Genomic DNA, 18,729 nt, shown 5'->3' on the forward strand with positions numbered 1-18,729 from the left:
GCCTTGCTCCCTCCCATTGTCGATAAGACACTTCTTTTTTTCGTAAGCCGTCCTCAACTGCTGGGTCAGCTTGTCACAGATGCTGCGTTTTTCTTAGAAAAATCACCTTTTGCGATGGCTTTGTCCGTACAATAGTGGCCTTTGCCATGGGTCTGACGGACTTCTGCCAATTTTTCTTGGATCATCTCGAGGATCACCATGAGGTTGTCTTCATTGGCAACAAAGTCCAATTGATCCCCATCAATTTGCATTTTCGGACAAACGTCAAAGTTTTCATACCATTCATCGTATCGCTGATTCAATTCTTTGTAATAGTCGTACAATGTCGGATCATTGGCAATTTGTTCATAGGAACGACCACGTTTATTGATCCGTTCGATCATCGTATTCAAGGAAACCTTGATATGAACCATTAAATCTGGATGTTTCAACGGCGCCGATTCTTCCAATTCCCGCAGCATCGTATTCAACAGGTTATCGTATTGTTCGACCTCCATCGGTGCGATTCGACCTAGATCCGCATTTAGATGAAACATCAAACTGTCCTCATAGATGGAGCGATCAATGACATTGTCATCATTCGACAAAGCTTCCCGCATCCCTAAAAAACTTTTGTTTAAGAAAAAAATCTGCAATAAAAAGGCGTATCGTTCTGGATTGGAATAAAACAATGGCAGAACATCGTTGTCCTCCACGTTTTCATAAAAAGGCTTCGACGCCATTTCCTTCGATAAAAAATCAGTCAAACTGCTTTTTCCTGCCCCGATCGTACCTGCGATTAATAACACATTCATCCATCCTTTATTAAATATAGTCACCGACAAATGCTCGGTGCGCCATCTTTTCAAAATCATACGCTGTTCGTGCCGTCAAATCAGTCAAATACGCTTGTACCGACTCCGTCAACATCAGATTGACCGCCGCGGCTTTTTCCTGAAAAGCGATCACTGGTTTATTTAGTACGTGTGCTGCGCCGATTTCAAAGGCTGTTCCCGGATCAGTGATTCCTTCATGGTAATCCAAAACGGCAACGACGACGTCGGCTCGTGTCAATTCCAGCACGTCTTTTTCAAAAATTTCTCTCGCCCATTCCGGTGTATTGGGTTCAGATGAACCTTCTTGATACAGGCGCGGCGAATAGACCGCCAAAGGCTGTGGGTTTTCAGCTAAACTGCGTTCTACCTGTTTGAGTCGTGCGACTTGTTCGTTTGAAAAAAACGGTCCAGCTAAATAGACATGCTTCATCCTGCCAAGCACTCCTTTCCTGACCCCTTCGCCGCCAATCGTTGGATCAACGACTCAACGTCAGATAGGAAAAAGAGCGTTTCCGGCAGTTCAGCCCAAGCAAAGCTGGAAGCTTCAAACATTTTTAGCAGTGGCTTCAGTCCATCCTTCAAGCCTTCGTTCATCAACACACCGATTGGCTTGACTGGCAATTTCCCAAGAGTCATAAAAGAGCATATTGATGACAACTCCTCTAGTGTACCAAATCCACCAGGTAATACAAGATAGGCATCGCTCATTTCCAGCAATTGTTGTGTTTGCTCCTCCCTCGTCTCCGTATAGAACTCAGTGTATGTGCTTGATCCAGTGACAATTGGCGGCAAATCTTCTGCAAAGGAACCTGATGGATAGATCCCCGTCACTGCGCCTTCTTTTTCAAAGACCCCATTAACGATCTCCCTCATCAAGCCAGCCAAAGGGGCGCAATAAATCAACTCGATGTGATTTTTTGCTAAGGCATTGCCGATGGCACGAGCGGTCTTTGCCAACTTTTCCTCATTTTCTAAACGGGTACCGCAAAATACAGTTACTCTCAAAAACAACAGCTCCTTCTTCACTACACCTGCTATTTTACACAATCTATTAAAAAAGTAAATACTACATATTGTGCTTTATTTAGATAAAAATCGATCTATTCACTATATATTGTATGAATCCGTTTACGTCTTTTCGCTTTCCCTTAAACGTTACAAACTTTGAAAATAGCAGATAAGAAAAAACAGAATCAGCTGCCATCGATTGCCTCAGTCCTCTTTCATCCCACATAAAAAAACACGATGCAGGTAGGCTCGTGTTTTTTTATCCATCACTTTTTTTCTCTTGTCCAAGCAAAATTTAGCAAAAATCTGTATAAAAAAATTATTTTTCGTCGGTGGCTGCTTTCAGCTTTTTCAAATCCTCTTGCTCGACAAAAAAGGTCACTTCTCCTGTTTCTAAATCGACGGATGCTTTGACTTCAACCCCTCGTGGGAAAAACTTGCTGGCATCAGTCTCGATTTTCAAACGCATCGTTCCGTCTTTCAATCCAGCACCATAGGTCATCGTACGAAAGTTCTTTTTCATTCCTGCTCGCTCCTTTTTTAATAGCTCATCGACACTGCACCCATAAAGGGTACTCAGTTTCAATAAATTCAAACTGTCTGGTACCGTCTTGCCGGTTTCCCAATTTGAGATCGATGTGCGGGTCACTAAAATTTTTTTTGCTACTTCTTCTTGGCTCATTTGCTGTGTGACTCGATGGTTCTTTAGTGCTTCCCCAATCGTCATCTTGTCCTCCTTCTTCTACCTTAACGCAGACCTGCTGTGGTTTCTGCTCAAATCCATTGATATTACGGCATTGTCAAACAGTTTTGACAGGATTTTCTTAAACGAACTCTCCGTGATAGCGGTTTTCTTTCTATCATAGATGAAAAAAGAACAAATGACTAGAAAATGATTTTTTTATTTCGACTATATTACGACAAAAAAAGTAGCACGAATAAATCGTACTACTTGAGAAAACATGACCTGTTGTTAACGGTGGATCGTCACTTCTTTTTTGACTTCCACGGTGATGCGGCCATTTTTGATGACCACTAAACGTTCAGGAATATCGATCAGCACATCGGCTTTTCTCTGGGTATCTAAAAGAATCAAATCTGCGCGGTTGCCAACAGCGATCCCATAGTCTTTGATATTTAATGCTTTGGCGGTATTGGTCGTAATCATTGGCAAGACTGTCGGCAGGTCATCGGCGCCGCCTAAATGCGCCACTGGCACAGCCAACATAGCGATTTGAATCAAATCACCGTTGCCATAGGGCGTAAAGGCGTTACGAATATTGTTGCTGCCTAAGCAAATATTCACACCGGCATCACGTAATTTGCGAATCGGCGTAACGGCACGACGAACGTTGTAGGCATCATTTCTAGCACCTAAGTGTAAGTCGGTCGCAGGCAACGGCATCACATTGATTTGGGCTTTGACCATCAAATCGATAACTTCTGCCAGCTGATCCGGTTCCATAGCGTGCAGCGCAGTCAAATGTCCTACAGATACCCGACCTTGGTAGCCTTCTGCGATGGTTTTTTCACACAGGTAGACGATCGATGTATCGTCTGCTTCGTCAGCAAAATCCTGATGCAAGTCAATGTCTTTGTCAAATCGTTTGGCGATCTCAAAGATCAAGTCGATGTGTTCATTGGCTGGCGCATCATTGTAAGGAATGCCGCCAACGACATCGGCGCCTTTCTCCATCGCTTCGATCATCATTTTATCCGTCCCTGGGGCTTTAAAAATTCCTTCTTGCGGAAAGGCAACGACCTGAATGTCGATCAGGTCTCGGTATTCTTCTTTTAAGCGCATGATGGTGTCAAACCCTGTGAAGCCTTGCGCCGGATCAAATTCGGCATGGGTGCGAACAGCAGTCGTACCATGTACGATCAGCATTTCTAATGCACGTTTCGCTCGATCATAAATATCTTCTTCGGTAAAAGTCGGTTTGAGCTTTGCCGTAACTTGGATCGCTTCTTGTAATGTACCTGAATTATTAGGTTCACGATCGGCAATCAAGGCTTTGTCTAAGTGGATATGGCTTTCGATCAATCCGGGGATCACCACTTTGCCTTTCGCCTCAATCGTTTTTGCTGCTGATTCTTCAATGTTGGGTGCAACTGCGGTGATTTTTCCTCCTGAAATGGCAATGTCTACTAATTCTGCATCGTCTTCAAGACGTGCTTGCTTGATCAATAAATCCATGTTTTCCTCCTATCCATCAGCCAAACACTAAGCCGATGACTAATAATAATACGGCTGCTAAACTCAACCACTTCACGTTTCCTTTGACCACATCTAGAATCGGAATTTGGAAACCAGAAGATAAAGCTTGCATCGTAATGTTGACGAAACTCATTTGACTGCCGAGTCCAACCCCCATCGTTACAAAACCAAGAGCTAACACTGGGAAGCCTAATGAAACGGCAACTGGTAACACTAATGTTAATACGGAGCCAACATAGGCACCTGCGGGAATCCCAATCAAGACACCCGTCAAGATCGCCACGGGAACGACGATCGCTGCGGGGGCATTTTGTGCCGCACCAGCAATAACAGCAAATGTCCCAGTTTCAGCGATCACGTTGATGAAGGCTAAAAAGATCCCCACTTGGAACAAGCGGGTCAAAATATACGTGGATCCGTCCACCATCGCTTCCACCGATTGATTCATCGAAAAGTCGGTACAAACAAAAATCAACGCCAACGTGACCACCATATAAACTAGCGGCGTAAAGAGGACAAAGCCGATCAGGTCATTGATCAACGGGCCAAAGATGACCGCAAAAAGCAAGAAGATCGCAGGCAATGTCGTTTTGAATAACTCGCCATTGCTTTTGTTTTCGTACTCTTGGTTGGCTGATTCTTTGAAGCCCAGATGACGACGCTTGGTCCCGAAGAATGCCAATAAAATCGCCAAACCAACGAATAACAACCAAAATGGGCGCATTTGATCGACATAAGAAGCGACACTAAAGCCGCCCAGTTCAGACACGATACTAGATTCCAAAGAGGCAGGAGAGGTCGTAAAGGAGACAGCTGCCGCTAACGACATCGCTGCGATCAATTCGGGTACCACCCCAACTGCCGCAAATGCTAATGGTGCGATCACCATTGCACTCCCGCCGCCGATCCCAGACATATAAGTCGCTGCTGCCAATAAGATGACAATAAAACCAGCCACATATTCCACTTTTCCTTTGGTCCCTCTTTTGGCTAAGGTTAAGGCTGCCGTATAACTACCGGCTTTGAAGACCGCCATCGCTACAGCGGAATTGATGATTGGCACCGTAATACTTAACATCGTCGGAATAGCTTCCAACAGTTGCGAATTGGCTTCAGCTAAACTGATCCCGCCAATAATCATCGCCAATATCCCAGCAATCAAGCCAGCAATGATCATATCTACTTTTTTAAAGAGTAAAACCAGTACTAACACTAACGGAATCAGTACTAAAAATGCTTTGACTCCAGTTGGTGCAACGATCTCATTGATCGCTTCTGCCGCAAACACTGTTCTTTCTGAAAAGATAAAAAGAATGAGAGCCATAAACAGTGAGACGAACGTTCCCTTTTTTTTCATCACATTTCTCCTAACTTATATGAATCTTCATATAATAAATGTTGTGTTGCTATGGGGTGTTGCTGATTGATTTTTCCGCTGATTTTTCTCTGGTGTTTCCCACCTTCTTTCCTCGAAGAAAGGAACCAAGCAAAAGGAACCTGCTTTTTCGACCTTTTTCGCCACTTTTTCTTTCTCTATTATAATTCTTGTTGTTAACGCTTTCTTTGGACATTATTCTAAAATAAATCTTCGTTTTTTATCCAATTGGCTAAACGCGCAGAAAAAAGCGCGGCCTGTGGAGAAAAGAGCCTTCATTTGATCCTCTGGCCTTTTCTCGGAGCCCCGCTTTTTTGATGTATCTTCTGCCTATGATCGTTTTTCCCCTCGGTTTGTCCAGCGTTTCAGTTTATAAAAAAGCATCAGTTGCTTGCGCGCTCGCTTGATCCGCTGGTAGCGCTTGGGCTGCTTCTTGTAAAATTCTTGATGGTAGTTTTCCGCTGGCCAAAAGGGTGCAGCCATGCGGATCTCGGTCACGATGGGTTGCTGATAATAACCAGATTGTGCTAGTTCCTTTTTGGCTCGTTGCGCAAGCACTTCTTGCTCAGCAGTCGTATAGAAAATGATTGGACGATAAAAATTGCCGCGATCTTGAAATTGTCCGAAAGCATCTGTCGGGTCTGTCACTTGCCAATACAACATTAACAAGTCCTGATAGGTGATGATTTTGGGATCAAAAATGATCTCTACTGCTTCGACATGCCCTGTTGTTCCACTTAGTACTTGATCATACGTCGGATTCGGGACTGTTCCCCCAGTATACCCCGACAAAACGGAAAGAATGCCCGGCTGGTCTTCAAAAGGCTCTACCATACACCAAAAGCAGCCGCCAGCAAAAATAGCCACTTCTTGTGCTTTTCCACCTGTTTCGGTCGGCTCCACGGAAACTTCTGCTGGTTGGGCTTTGCTTGTTTCTTCATTCATTGCCTTTTTCGGTGCTGGCTGGCTGATTGTTTGATAAAACTCGGCGACATTCGGGGTCAGATTGTTTCTCAGTGCCAAAGGACGCAACGACGCTTCTAGTTTTTCCAAAACCCGCCTGGTCTGTTGGTCTTCAAGACTATTTGACGATTCCTTTTCGTGTTTGCCTGCTTTTTGTTTGGTCGCCAGCTGGGTTTCCAAGGTATTTTTCGCTTGCACCAGTTGTTCTCGTTCCCACTGTCTCGTGCCAGGATGCAAGATCAAATTATAGATTTCTGACAGCCACGCCATCGTTGTTTGCTTCATCACCATTGCCCCTTTGCCTCATGAACGAGCCGCTTTTACTCCTTGTTTGGTTGCACTGTACCATAGTTTCGACGATTCGCCCAATTTGATGCCCAAGAAACGTTCAAGAGAATGTCTCGAACGTTTTTGGCTTTTGTATGGGTTAGTTCTTATTCATCCTCTGAGGGATCAGCTCAGTATCATTGGTGGGTACGCAATTGGGCATTCATTTTTTTTAGAAACATTGAAGCGGAATGAGATAGGATTGCCAATTTCAAAGAGTGATCAAGAACCACTCAATGCAAATGAACCTTTGCCTTTGTTGGTAAATACGCAATTTTTCTACAATCCGTTTAAATAGTCATCGGTTTTCATCACCGTAGAGAAGGTTTCCAACGCCGATAAAAACGCTCGTTGAACAGCTTCCGCAGGAATTTCGTGTGCTTCAAATGTTAATGCTTTCGTTGCCGTGGCATCAGAAATCAGTATGGGCTGATAACCGAGTTCTTTACTAGCTCTTGTGGTTGAATCGATGCACATATGCGTCATCATCCCAGTGATGATAACTTGTTGAACACCTAAAGAGTCTAACGTCTCTTTTAAATTTGTTTCAATGAAGGAGTTAGGAAAGTGCTTTTCGATAATAATAGAAGAATGCGTTGTTTTTAACTGTTCATGCAGCAGTACACCTTCGGTCCCTCGTTCAAAAAAATCAGCTGCTTCTTGATGGTTGATGTGTTGGATATAGATGATCGGGAGTTGCTTTTCGATAAAAGACGCTTCTAGTTTATTTATGTTTGCAAGCGCCTGTTCAGGGGAATGAAGGGCCATTCTTCCTTCTTTAAAATAATCATTTTGGACATCAATCATTACTAAAGCTTTTTTCATAGAATCACCATTTCTTTTCTTATTTGTTATAATCCAGTATAAATACATATGAACCTACAACAAAGTGTCTCTTGAAAAAGATAAAGTCAATTTACTTTCATTATGAAAGGAGGAACCCTTATGGACATCATCGATGAACAAATCCTAGCTATCCTGAAACACAACAGCAAATTATCGAACAAAGAAATCGGCGAAATGGTCCACCTGACGGGACAAGCCGTGGGCAATCGGATCTTGAAATTGCAAGATGAGGGAATCATTCAGCGATTTAGTATTGTAGTAAACTACCCAAGTACGCAATACATCCGGTTTTTTATGGATTCAAATCGCTATACAGCTTTTGAAGCCTTCGTGAATCAATACAAAGAAATTGAGGTCTTTCATAAAGTTTCGGGTCAAGCTTGTTATCTCTTGGTCAGTCATTTTACAGATGTAACCTTCCCTTTATTTATAGAGAGTCTCTCAAAATGGGGCAGGTATAGTGTAGAAACCTTTGTGGCTGACAAACTCAATCATGGGGATGTTTGATGTTAGCCGCTTGCTAAAGGGTTGTGGAATAAAGCTTTCACTGGAGCGGTGAGAGGGATAAGAAAAAGGGGCAAAACGATTTGAATTTTTTCCTTTTAAATGAATTGTTCGAAATTCATTGTCCTAATTATATTAATTAAACTTGAGAAAGCAAAAAGCGAATCAAGTGTGGATTCGCTTTTTGCTTTCATCTAGGATAGTAAAAAATATTGATAATTTTTGCGAGAACTTATTTAACACTTGTACCTTGAGTGTTAACATATCCAATCCATGTATTTGTATTATCATATAAGGAATAGAAGGTCTTTCCATTTCCTAATGTATATTTTACTTTAGCAGTGTAACTATTACCATACAACTGACCTGCTTCGAATTTTTTACTAGTCCAATAAAAATTGTTCCACATAGGATAGTTTTTGCTAGTAATCTGTACTTCTATGTTAATATTTTCAGTTCTTAAATCTTCAGTAGCATCAGAATTAATATAACCTATCCAAGTGTCGCCCTGATATATAGAATAAAATATCTTTCCATTTGACAGAGTATATTTATATTTTGCTTTATAGACCAAACCACTCGAATAATTTTCTGTACTTCCTAATTTACTCGTCCAATATAGGTTTCCCCAAATCGGATAATTCTTCGTCGCACTGACAAATTTATCAATATTTTCAGCCTTTAAATCAATAACCGCTTCAGCATTGATATAACCAAACCATTGATCACCACGATAGAGAGAATAAAACTTTTTACCATTTGTCAAAGTATAACTAACAGATGCATAGTACACCGGATTATCGGCGAAATCAGAAGTATCACCTAGTTTACTAGTCCAATAGAGATTTCCCCATCTTGGATAATTTTTAGTTGCCATAATATTTTTATTCTCGCTTGTAGCGGTTAATTCTTCAACTGCTACAGTATTAATAAATCCTACAAAGGAATCTCCACGATATAGTTCATAAAATGTTCTACCATCACTAAAAGAGATTTGATTTTTCGCATAATAAACTAAACCATCTTGAAAATTAGAAGTATTTCCATTTTGAGAAGTAAATTCCAAGTTGTTCCATAGTGGATAATTACTGACCGCCATAACCGTTTTTCCATAAGACACTGTTTGGTATTCTGATAGATCCATCCTGATGGCAAATGATGGATAGAAACTGTCCCAGATTGGAGATAATTCAACCGTTCTTCCAAAAGTTGGAGCATGAATATACTGATTATTTCCAATATAAATGGCAGTATGACTCGTTTTCCCTCTACTTCCCCAAAAAAGTAAGTCACCTGGTTTAGCCTCAGAGATAGGAATTTGCTTTCCAGCATACTCTTGCTCCCACGTCAATTTTCCGACATCTTTTCCTGTAACTTGATTAAAAACATAATAAACTAAGCCAGAACAATCAAATTTGTCAGGTCCCAATCTATCAGGATTTGTTTGAGTATATGGTTTCCCTATATGTTTTTTTGCTTCTGCTACAATTTGCTCTCTTTGACTCAGATTACCGCCTGATAATGAACGAGATACGACCTCTCTTGTTAGTTGATTATTTTGAGAATTAATTTTATTGATGAATTCTACATATTCTTCATATGTCATAACTGAACTACGATTATCCTTTGAATAGTCTTCAAAAGTCACCTGCCCATCGTCAAACTCGTCTGCTTGTACAGATTGAAATGTGAAATTATGAACAAAGAAACAACCAATTCCCAATAATAAAATACCCCATACACGTTTTTTCACTTTATCTCCCCCTTGTATTTTTATCTTAAAAGTATATCACGGTTTTTTCAGTAAATAAAGGATGTAAAGATATAAATATAGATGAATAATAACTTCTAAATTTAACGATTCTGATTTTTCCGAGAATTTTTTTGGTTCTCTCAAAACTATGACAATATTTTAAAAAGAAAATAACAAAAAAATGATTCGATACCGGCTCTTCTTATTTCCAGCTTTTATATCTTTGAATGTTTACTCCAAAAAGCTTCTACTGGAAGTAGTTTGATTGTTTCATAATCATTTCCTAAAAAGACCTACTTTTCTTCCTATTTGACTGTGCTGTACCCTAGCTTCGCAACTTCGACAAGTAAATGCAAAAAATCGTTCGTGTAGAAACACTCGAACGATTTTCGTATTTTCTTCTATTCTATCGGCCTTGTGTTGGAGTTTCTTCCTTTTGCAACGTCATGATGACTGGACCTTCTTTGGTGATGGCGATCGAATGTTCATATTGGGCACAATAGCTCCCGTCAATCGTGCGTGCTGTCCAGCCGTTTGGGTCCATCTTCATGCGCCAAGTGCCGATCGTGATCATCGGTTCGATGGTGATCGTCATGCCCTCTTTCAAACGAATTCCTTTGCCAGGTAACCCGAAATGAGGAAAGAATGGTTCTTCATGAATGGTTGGGCCAATGCCGTGAGCAATAAAGTCCCGCACGACACCATACCCTTTTTCTTCAGCGAAGCTTTGGATCGCATAACCAATATCGCCGACTCGGTTGCCAACCTGTGCTTGCTCGATGCCTCTCATCAAGGCTTCTTTCGTTACTTCCATCAGTGCTTGATGTTCTGGCGAAATCTCTCCTACAGCATATGTCCAACAGCTGTCAGAGATTGCTCCTTTGTAATCGACACAAAAATCGACTTTGACGACATCGCCTGATTTTAAAACATATTCTGAAGGGAAACCATGACAAATCTCTTCATTGACACTGATACACGTCGCAAATTCATACCCTTCAAACCCGATTTGCGCGGCTGTTGCCCCTGCAGCTTCTATCTGTTGATGGACAAAGGCGTTGATTTGGTTCGTGGTGATACCGGGAACGATTTTTTCCCGTAGCTGCTCGTGAATACTTGCCAAGATACGACCAGAAGTTTTCATTTGTTCGATCTCTCGCGGGGATTTTAATGTGATCAATAGATGATCTCCTTTCCTTAAATAGCCATTACCATGTTTCTTTTAATAATACACCTCATCTAGAAATAAGCCATGAGAAGGCACTGTTTCACCAGCTGCTTGTCGTACTTTATCGGCTAACACTTGATCGATCACTTCTGGCGGTAGCGTGCCATCGCCAATGGCAATCAGTGTGCCTGTCAAGATTCGGACCATTTTATGCAAAAAGCCGTTGCCTTTGAAGGTAAACCGCAATAGGTCGCCTTCTGGTGTGATAGTGATTTCATCGATTGTGCGCACCGTTGATTTTTTTGATTTTTTCAACGCAGAAAAGCCAATAAAATCATGGGTGCCGATCAACTTCTCAGCCGCTTGCTGCATTTTTTCCAAATCAAGGGGCTGCGGGCAATGAAAACTGGTATTGCGAGCAAAGACCGATGGGATCGCGTTGTTCCAAACATAATAGCTGTATTGCTTGCCTTTAGCGTGATAGCGTGCATGGAATCGTTCAGGCACTTCTTCAATCTTGTTGACAACGATGTCTTGCGGCAAATAGCGGTTAAAGAACTGCTGCATCTCTGGCAAACTCATTTGATGGGTCGTCTTGAAATTTGCCACTTGTCCTCGAGCATGTGTGCCCGCATCGGTTCTACCAGAACCCACGATCTCAATTTCTTCTCCCGTCAATAATTTGATGACCCCTTCAACTTTTTCTTGGATCGTTTTTTCAGAATCTCCTAGTCGTTGCCACCCTAAGTAGCGCTTGCCGTCGTATTCAATCGTTAGTTTGATATTTCGCATGGTTGTTGCTCCTTTTTACCGGTAGTACCGGTGGATAATTTTTTCTATTATATTGCTTGAGATATTTACTTATGATAAGGCGCCCCCGTATTGATTCGATACGCGCGATAAATCTGCTCCAATAAGATCAGTTTCATGAGTTGGTGGGGGTAGGTCATTTTGCCAAAGGAGATTTTGGCATCACTGCGAGTCATGACTTCTTGGCTTAAGCCTAGGGATCCGCCGATGACGAAGGTCAGTTGGCTTTTTCCTTGGATGCCGAGTTGATCGATTTGTTTGGCGAAGGCTTCGCTGGTGGGATTGGTGCCTTCGATTGCTAAGGCAAAGACATATTCGGTGTCTTTGATTTTGGCTAAAATGCGCTGGCCTTCTTTTTCTTTGATTTGCAGCATTTGGGCTTCACTCAAGGTTTCTGGTGCTTTTTCATCTGGTACTTCGATAAACTCAAGCTTTGCGTATGCCCCCAATCGTTTGGCGTACTCGTTGATTCCTTGAACGAGGTACTTTTCTTTTAGTTTTCCTACTGTGACGATTTTGATTTTCATAGGTCCCTCCTCGTTATCCCCTTATTTTATGAAAATGTGGACAATGCTATCCACAACCTTTTACACACTTTGACTTTCTTTGAAATCCTTCTATCTTATCTATAAAACTGCGACACTTCAACGATTTCTTCATCCACCCAACCAACCCCATCAAGTTTGTCCACACACTGTGGATAAAAAGACCTTTACTTCTCCCCAGATTTCTCTGCTATTTTTATTCAAAAATGAACGGGTCTTACGAAGAAAATTTCATCGTTTGAAACAGATTCTTACGCAACTTCTTCATATTTTTTTCAAAATCTCTTAGTAGACTAATCTCAGATAGAAGGAATATACTGATTATAACGAATTATTCATTAAGGGGGAAATAGTAATGGCAAGAAAATATGTCACACCAGGTAAGAAAACTTCTCCTGGTTTATTAAAACGATTAGGTATTGGGATTTTAGGCGGTATGGTCGGCGGATTATTGACCTTCGGCGGTCTGTATCTGGCAATGGGTTCATCCTTGACTTCAACACCAGAAACCACGACCAACAGCGGGGTCCAAGATTCTAACGGACAAACCCAAGTATCCAATGTAAAACTTGATGTGACTAGCGATGTCACTGAGGCAGTTGAAAAAGTACAAGATTCGGTGGTTTCCATCATTAATCTACAACAAAGTCAAAGCAACGACTGGAACAGCCTCTTTGGTCAGCAAGGTGGACAAAGTGAAGGCGATAGCCAAAGCGAAGACGACAGCGCCTTAGAAGCTTCTTCTGAAGGGAGTGGTGTCATCTACAAAATCGATGGCGACGATGCCTATGTCGTAACCAACAACCACGTAGTTGAAGGTCAAGATGGTTTGGAAGTTGTCTTAGCAGATGGTACAAAAGTCAAAGCTGAATTGGTAGGTACCGATTCTTACACAGACTTAGCCGTCTTAAAAATCTCTTCTGAAAAAGTTACAACTGCCGCAACATTTGGCGATTCAAGTGCCTTGAAAGTCGGCGAACCAGCAATCGCGATCGGTTCTCCTCTAGGCTCTGACTATGCAAACTCTGTGACACAAGGGATCGTGTCTTCCTTGAATCGTCAAGTAACAAGCCAAAACGAATCTGGTGGTACGATCAGTATCAATGCGATCCAAACGGATGCTGCGATCAACCCAGGGAACTCAGGTGGTCCACTGATCAACGTTGATGGTCAAGTGATTGGGATCAACTCAAGTAAAATCGCCAGCACCTCTGGCTCTGCTTCAGGTGTTAGTGTCGAAGGGATGGGCTTTGCGATCCCAAGTAACGATGTCGTTGAAATCATCAATCAACTAGAAGCAGACGGCAAAGTGGTTCGCCCTGCACTAGGGATCCAAACGATTGATTTAGGTTCAATCACATCACAACAACAAGAACAAATCTTGAAAGTTCCTTCATCTGTAACTTCAGGCGTTGTGATCTACTCAGTCAACAATGCAACACCAGCAGAACAAGCAGGATTGCAACAATATGACGTTATCACGAAAATCGATGACACAGAAGTCAGCACCACAACGGATCTGCAATCTGCGTTGTACAAACACAAAGTCGGTGACACGATCACTGTAACCTTCTATCGTGGTGATGAAGAAAAAACAGCAGAAGTAAAACTTTCCGTTGATACATCGATCAACGAACAATCAACAGACAGCAGCAACTAATTACCAAAACCAATCGAAACAATCAAAAAATGAACTGCCGCAAAAACAGGAAGCGGCAGTTCATTTTTTAGGCTTTACCGACTGGAAAAGCTTCACCTACAACGGCATCTTGAGGCAGCTCAAGGATGCCTTTTTTCATTGGGGCACCTTCTAAATGTAGTTCTTTAGCAGAACAGATCATTCCGAAGCTTTCTACGCCACGAAGTGTCCCCGGCCAAATCATCAAGCCATCCGGCATCATTGCGCCAGGTTTTGCGACAACGACTTTCAATCCTTTACGAATATTGGCAGCGCCACAGACGATTTGCAAGACTTTCCCATCTCCAACTTCTGTTTCCGTGATAGAAAGATGGTCGCTGTCTGGATGTTCCACACAAGATCTCACATAGCCAACGACGATTTTTGGTTCCGTATCTGCAGGCAGTTCTTCGCTGAATCCTGCTTCTTTGATCATGGTGTTCAATTGTTGGATTTGTTCTTTCGTCAACGTCACTTGACCACGGCCTTCGATCGTCATCACTTCTGAGATCGCAAAAAAGTTCCAGCCAACGATCGTGCCTTCTTCATTTTTGATTTGGGCAACATTGCCTTTGCGTTCGACGGTTTGTTCTAATCCTTTATCATCTGCTGTGATGGCAAGCAGTGTATCACTGACATATTCTTTGTTATAAGCAAAAATCACGTTTTTTCCTCCTTAGGTACTTACACATTCCGCCCATAATCTTATCAAATTTTTCGGCATCCGTCATGGAATTTCTTTGTTTTCCTTGAAATTCTAGTTATTTTCAAAGACAAAAAAGCCTGAAAACCAGCTACTGCTCATTTGCTAAAGACAATGCTTCACTAGCGAGCAAAACCGCTGGTTCTCAGGAACTTCCTTTTGTCACTTGTTACTACCATGCAAACTATGGAAAAGAACACGGCAACGACAAGCTTATTTTTTCCAAAATGACCTTACGCTTTGGTTTCTTCAGGTGATACGATCAGCACGTCGCACCGGGCTTCACGGATAACGAAGCTGGCGACACTCCCCATCATGAAGCGTTCCACGGCGTTCAGCCCGGATTGCCCCACCATGATCAAATCGATGTCGTATTGATCCGGTAATTGGGTGGCAAGGGCGTCTTTGATGGAGCCGTAAGCGACGATGCCTTCTACTAGATCAAAATCCACTGATTTTGCGTAGGCTTTGCAGTCGTCGATCAGATTTTTCGCCGTGTCTTTTTCTTGTTCTAAGATGGAACTATCCAAAGGTGCATAACCCATCATGGTCGGCACTTGCTGATCGATGATCGTTGCGGCATAGACCTTCCCTTGGTTTCGACGAGCGACTTCCACTGCTTTTTTGAAGGCTGACATCGCTTGATCTGAACCGTCGATCCCTACTAAAATGTTTTGATATCTTTGTGCTTCCATCTTTTTCCCCTCCTATGCTGATTGTACGCTGGTTAAAAAGGCTTCGATCTCTTCTTTGGTTTTGCGATCCTTGTTAACTAACCGTCCCAGCTCCTTGCCGTCTTCGATAACGACGAGGCTAGGAATACCAAAAATGTTCCATTCAACCGCTACATCCATGTATTCATCACGGTCGACTTCGATAAACTGAAGCGCTGGAAAATCCGCTTCGATCTCAGGCAATTGCGGTTTGATATATCGACAATCGCCACACCAATCGGCGGTGAAAAAGAAGACATTTTTGCCTTTCTCCACATATGTTGCTAACTCTGCTAAATCTTTTGGAATAATCAAATACTCACCACTTTCTTTTCTTTAAGTATACACCTTTCTTTCAGGGACTACCAACTGACATGCTGGTCTCAGAACCCCTGCAGAAAAAAAGAGACAACGGATTGCTGTCTCTTTGCTTTCGTTCGTTCTAGCTTATTGTCCAGCCAAGATCGTATCAACAGTGGAACGATCCAAACCTTTCAAGACTTGAATCACCATTTCCCGTGCCGCTTCAAAATCAGCGATACTGAATAGGGTTTGGTGAGTATGGATGTAACGTCCAGGAACACCGATGACAGAACTTGGGATCCCTTCATTTGCCATGTGTGCTGCACCAGCATCGGTACCACCTTTTGAAACAAAGTATTGGTAAGGAATGTTGTTGCTTTCTGCTGTATCCAACAAGAATTCTTTCATCCGTGGCAACATGATCATGCCTGGATCATAGATTCGCATCAAAGTCCCGGCTCCTAGATGACCAAAGGTGCCATTTTTCGTGACTGTGTCATCCGCTGGCGAGCAATCTACTGCAAAGAACAAGTCTGGTTTGAATTTTGTCACAGACGGACGAGAACCCCGTAAGCCGACTTCTTCCTGAACGTTGGCACCAGCAATCAACGTATGGCCTAATGTTTCCTCTTTCAAGGCTTCAAGTGCTTCTAATACGACCGCACAGCCGTAACGGTTGTCCCAAGCTTTCGAGATGATGTTTTTCCCATTTGCTGTTTTGATGGTTTCCACTTGTGGGACGATCGTATCGCCAGGACGTACGCCAAAGCTTTCTGCTTCTTCTTTTGATTCAAAACCAGCATCAAACAAAATATCTGTCACTTCGACATTTTTTTGACCGCTGCTTCCTCGCAACAAATGTGGCGGTACTGAAGAAGAAACGCATGGGTAATCGCCCTTCGCTGTTTTCAATGTAAACCGTTGGGCAGAAACTACATAAGGGTTCCATCCGCCTAAAGGAGTGACTTTGAATAAGCCGCGATCGGTGATCGTCGTCAATAAGAAACCAACTTCGTCCATGTGAGCAGCTAACATCACTCGTGGTGCATCTGCTTCTTGGTGGTGACGCAAACCGAAGATGCCGCCTAAGCCATCTTGTTGGATTTCATCTACCAATGGAGTCATCGCTTCACGCATATACGCTCGCACGTCGTGTTCAAACCCGCTGGTTCCTTGTAACTCCGTTAGTTCTTTGATACGTTGAAATGTTTTTTCTTCCATGATCATTCGAGAAACACGTATCAGTTGTTTGCTGCCCCAAAGAAACAAAGCTGCTTTTTTTGAAAAAGCAACGCTTGCTGTTGCTGTGTTTTCCAGCAATTTTCGGGTGAAACAACGGATGTGCTCTCTTCCTCCTTATTCCTACTGATATTCTTTATTATAGCGCAAATTTCTATTGTTGGTTATTTTTCTTATAGAATATTTCTAAACTATGGTAAACTATTGTTAAGAGAACCTGTGCTTTCACCGAGATCAAAACATTCGGGAAAACTTACTTTAGGAGGGACATTAGATGGAGAATGAGCATCCATTGCATTATTTTAAAAATGGACTGACCATCGGTTTAGGTCTTGGCTTTGCAGGAGGGATTTTTTCAACGATCTGGTTGAAGAAAAGGCAAGCCATGAATGCCGATGATGTCTTAGACAATATAAAAGCGGCGTTTATCAAAGAAGGACCGATCGAAGGTTCTTGGATCAATTTCGAAAAACAACCTTTGCGCAAATTTGCGATCACTTCCCAAGGATATACTGGCGGCATCACCCGCACCGAAGACGGACAGCTTGTCACCTATGAATTTTTGGCAGATGCTCATACCGGCACCGTCTTAGATATCCAACGAGCAATCGTGGAATAATTACTGCACTTACGACCAGCTTCTTAAGAGGCTGGTCTTTTTTCTTTTTAAGCAGTTATCTTACTGAAGTAAGGTCGCAAGGTCCAATACCACGACTTCATCGATGCTGCCGCCTTTTTGCCGATACGCCCATGCCCCACTTTCAAACAAGCAGTACAGCTGCCCTTTTTCTACCACGATCTGTTCAAGGTAATGGGGAAACTTGATGCGCCGCAACGCATGTTTGCGGGTCAGCACCGTTGCATCCTTTGAAAAGACCCATAACTCAGCCGACCCTGGTCCAAAGGAACGTGCCAGCAACAAGTATTCAGTGGTAAAGGCGACACTTTGGACTTTCGTGGTGGTGACCCTTCTCTTACGCGGCTTGATGCAAGGAGATGCTTTGCGACCGCTGTCTGAAAGAACAGGCAGCGGATAATTCGCCACCACGCCACCGTTTTTCAAGGCAAAGGTCCCTGAGACAAGTTCACCGCTATCGGCTGCCAAATAGGAGCTATGAGTGATGCCTGCCAATTCGATGACTTGCTGATAAGCGATCGGCTGACTGGTTGCCAAGGAATCATCTTCCAGCAGTGTCTGCAAAGAAACACACGCCACTCGTCCCATTCCTTTCCCAGTGATGGTTAGCCACAGCACTTGCGTTGCTCGATCAAAGACTAATCCGCCGACATGGGGGCGTTTTGGCAGAACCACCGTTTTCAGATGCCGTCCGCTCGTTCTTTCTATTATATAAAGCTGTGAGTGATGTTCCTGCTGCGAACAGTACGCAGAGAGGAACAAATAGTCCTCCGAAACGGCCAACCCTTGTGGAGTCATTGCCTGACACTGATCCGCATGCTTGTACAGCCTCGTTTCTGCTTTCGCCGTTGCCGTCGTTGCAACTGCGGCAGTAGCTTTTTTTAAACCGGGAACCAAAAGGACTGCTTCCCTTTTTACCCCGGCTGCCAGCCACGCTTTCCGCACGCTGGGATAACGCTTCAGCTGAGCTGCCAGTGCTTGATTGTGGCGCGCATGTCGGTGCTTTTTCAGCCAGTACACCACAAAAAGGCCAACCACAAACACGCCCAAAAGCAGCAAGATCTCTGTTTGTCTCATTGATTGGCCTCCTTGATGAATTCCCTCTTGTCGGCTGATTCATCAGC

Annotated in this window: 20 protein-coding genes; 3 read left to right on the plus strand and 17 right to left on the minus strand. The window is 42.9% G+C overall.

Annotated elements, in window-relative coordinates; all coding sequences use genetic code 11:
* Positions 1 to 65 precede the first annotated feature (65 nt).
* The 8 genes from ACIPK1_RS00825 to ACIPK1_RS00860 all read right to left on the minus strand — a co-directional run bounded on the left by ACIPK1_RS00825 (position 66) and on the right by ACIPK1_RS00860 (position 7,531).
* Positions 66 to 788: a deoxynucleoside kinase gene (locus tag ACIPK1_RS00825; protein WP_139960047.1), complete on the minus strand. Its 723-nt coding sequence runs from the start codon at positions 786 to 788 to the stop codon at positions 66 to 68.
* Between the two features lie 16 nt (positions 789 to 804).
* The gene (locus ACIPK1_RS00830; RefSeq protein WP_301389592.1) at positions 805 to 1,245 is read right to left on the minus strand and encodes a nucleoside 2-deoxyribosyltransferase; all 441 of its coding nucleotides are present in this window, start codon (positions 1,243 to 1,245) and stop codon (positions 805 to 807) included.
* Positions 1,242 to 1,820, minus strand: coding sequence for an LOG family protein (locus tag ACIPK1_RS00835; RefSeq protein WP_086373188.1), 579 nt, complete (start codon positions 1,818 to 1,820; stop codon positions 1,242 to 1,244). Before ACIPK1_RS00835 ends, ACIPK1_RS00830 begins: the two co-directional genes overlap by 4 nt.
* 322 nt (positions 1,821 to 2,142) lie before the next feature.
* On the minus strand, positions 2,143 to 2,550 hold the full coding sequence (locus ACIPK1_RS00840; RefSeq protein WP_061054425.1) for a helix-turn-helix domain-containing protein: 408 nt from the start codon (positions 2,548 to 2,550) through the stop codon (positions 2,143 to 2,145).
* A 246-nt stretch (positions 2,551 to 2,796) separates the two neighbouring features.
* Positions 2,797 to 4,020, minus strand: a complete 1,224-nt coding sequence (locus tag ACIPK1_RS00845; RefSeq protein ID WP_016613635.1) for an amidohydrolase family protein — start codon at positions 4,018 to 4,020, stop codon at positions 2,797 to 2,799.
* Between the two features lie 16 nt (positions 4,021 to 4,036).
* Complete coding sequence (locus ACIPK1_RS00850) at positions 4,037 to 5,398, minus strand: hypothetical protein (protein WP_005225442.1); 1,362 nt, start codon at positions 5,396 to 5,398, stop codon at positions 4,037 to 4,039.
* A 348-nt stretch (positions 5,399 to 5,746) separates the two neighbouring features.
* Entirely contained in the window at positions 5,747 to 6,670 is a 924-nt protein-coding gene (gene msrA / locus ACIPK1_RS00855) for a peptide-methionine (S)-S-oxide reductase MsrA (RefSeq protein ID WP_400449717.1), read from the minus strand.
* A gap of 315 nt (positions 6,671 to 6,985) precedes the next feature.
* Positions 6,986 to 7,531 (minus strand): cysteine hydrolase family protein, encoded by a 546-nt coding sequence (locus ACIPK1_RS00860; RefSeq protein WP_034872341.1) that lies wholly within the window; start codon positions 7,529 to 7,531, stop codon positions 6,986 to 6,988.
* Positions 7,532 to 7,651: 120 nt separating this feature from the next.
* On the opposite strand from ACIPK1_RS00860, the gene ACIPK1_RS00865 reads away from it, so the two are divergent.
* Complete coding sequence (locus ACIPK1_RS00865; RefSeq protein WP_008379099.1) at positions 7,652 to 8,059, plus strand: Lrp/AsnC family transcriptional regulator; 408 nt, start codon at positions 7,652 to 7,654, stop codon at positions 8,057 to 8,059.
* Positions 8,060 to 8,288: 229 nt separating this feature from the next.
* Here ACIPK1_RS00865 and ACIPK1_RS00870 read toward each other — a convergent pair whose 3' ends face one another.
* The 4 genes from ACIPK1_RS00870 to rlmH all read right to left on the minus strand — a co-directional run bounded on the left by ACIPK1_RS00870 (position 8,289) and on the right by rlmH (position 12,314).
* Positions 8,289 to 9,809, minus strand: coding sequence for a C40 family peptidase (locus ACIPK1_RS00870; RefSeq protein ID WP_016613641.1), 1,521 nt, complete (start codon positions 9,807 to 9,809; stop codon positions 8,289 to 8,291).
* A 406-nt stretch (positions 9,810 to 10,215) separates the two neighbouring features.
* Entirely contained in the window at positions 10,216 to 10,989 is a 774-nt protein-coding gene (gene map / locus ACIPK1_RS00875; RefSeq protein WP_301388635.1) for a type I methionyl aminopeptidase, read from the minus strand.
* A 42-nt stretch (positions 10,990 to 11,031) separates the two neighbouring features.
* A complete protein-coding gene (truA, locus tag ACIPK1_RS00880; RefSeq protein WP_005225435.1) occupies positions 11,032 to 11,769 on the minus strand; it encodes a tRNA pseudouridine(38-40) synthase TruA in 738 nt (245 codons plus the stop codon).
* 65 nt (positions 11,770 to 11,834) lie between these two features.
* Positions 11,835 to 12,314 carry a 23S rRNA (pseudouridine(1915)-N(3))-methyltransferase RlmH gene (rlmH, locus tag ACIPK1_RS00885; protein WP_005234604.1) on the minus strand — a complete coding sequence of 160 codons (480 nt, stop codon included), beginning with the start codon at positions 12,312 to 12,314 and terminating at the stop codon, positions 11,835 to 11,837.
* A 373-nt stretch (positions 12,315 to 12,687) separates the two neighbouring features.
* On the opposite strand from rlmH, the gene ACIPK1_RS00890 reads away from it, so the two are divergent.
* Entirely contained in the window at positions 12,688 to 13,992 is a 1,305-nt protein-coding gene (locus ACIPK1_RS00890) for a S1C family serine protease (protein ID WP_008379110.1), read from the plus strand.
* Positions 13,993 to 14,059: 67 nt separating this feature from the next.
* Here the strand turns inward: ACIPK1_RS00890 and ytpR are convergent, their stop codons facing one another.
* The 4 genes from ytpR to pepA form a co-directional block, all read right to left on the minus strand.
* A complete protein-coding gene (gene ytpR / locus ACIPK1_RS00895) occupies positions 14,060 to 14,674 on the minus strand; it encodes a YtpR family tRNA-binding protein (RefSeq protein ID WP_301388631.1) in 615 nt (204 codons plus the stop codon).
* Between the two features lie 272 nt (positions 14,675 to 14,946).
* Positions 14,947 to 15,408 carry a universal stress protein gene (locus ACIPK1_RS00900; protein WP_005225429.1) on the minus strand — a complete coding sequence of 154 codons (462 nt, stop codon included), beginning with the start codon at positions 15,406 to 15,408 and terminating at the stop codon, positions 14,947 to 14,949.
* Positions 15,409 to 15,420: 12 nt separating this feature from the next.
* Positions 15,421 to 15,741 (minus strand): thioredoxin family protein, encoded by a 321-nt coding sequence (locus tag ACIPK1_RS00905; RefSeq protein ID WP_008379116.1) that lies wholly within the window; start codon positions 15,739 to 15,741, stop codon positions 15,421 to 15,423.
* A 132-nt stretch (positions 15,742 to 15,873) separates the two neighbouring features.
* Positions 15,874 to 16,950, minus strand: a complete 1,077-nt coding sequence (gene pepA / locus ACIPK1_RS00910) for a glutamyl aminopeptidase (RefSeq protein WP_034872382.1) — start codon at positions 16,948 to 16,950, stop codon at positions 15,874 to 15,876.
* Between the two features lie 292 nt (positions 16,951 to 17,242).
* Here pepA and ACIPK1_RS00915 point away from each other — a divergent pair, with 292 nt between their 5' ends.
* Positions 17,243 to 17,587 carry a peptidase gene (locus ACIPK1_RS00915; protein ID WP_005234590.1) on the plus strand — a complete coding sequence of 115 codons (345 nt, stop codon included), beginning with the start codon at positions 17,243 to 17,245 and terminating at the stop codon, positions 17,585 to 17,587.
* A 60-nt stretch (positions 17,588 to 17,647) separates the two neighbouring features.
* Here the strand turns inward: ACIPK1_RS00915 and ACIPK1_RS00920 are convergent, their stop codons facing one another.
* Positions 17,648 to 18,682: a hypothetical protein gene (locus ACIPK1_RS00920; RefSeq protein ID WP_086316422.1), complete on the minus strand. Its 1,035-nt coding sequence runs from the start codon at positions 18,680 to 18,682 to the stop codon at positions 17,648 to 17,650.
* Positions 18,683 to 18,729: the final 47 nt, after the last annotated feature.

This window comes from Enterococcus sp. NPDC086594, assembly GCF_044746145.1.
In the GTDB taxonomy this organism is placed as follows: Bacteria; Bacillota; Bacilli; order Lactobacillales; family Enterococcaceae; genus Enterococcus_D; species Enterococcus_D entomosocium.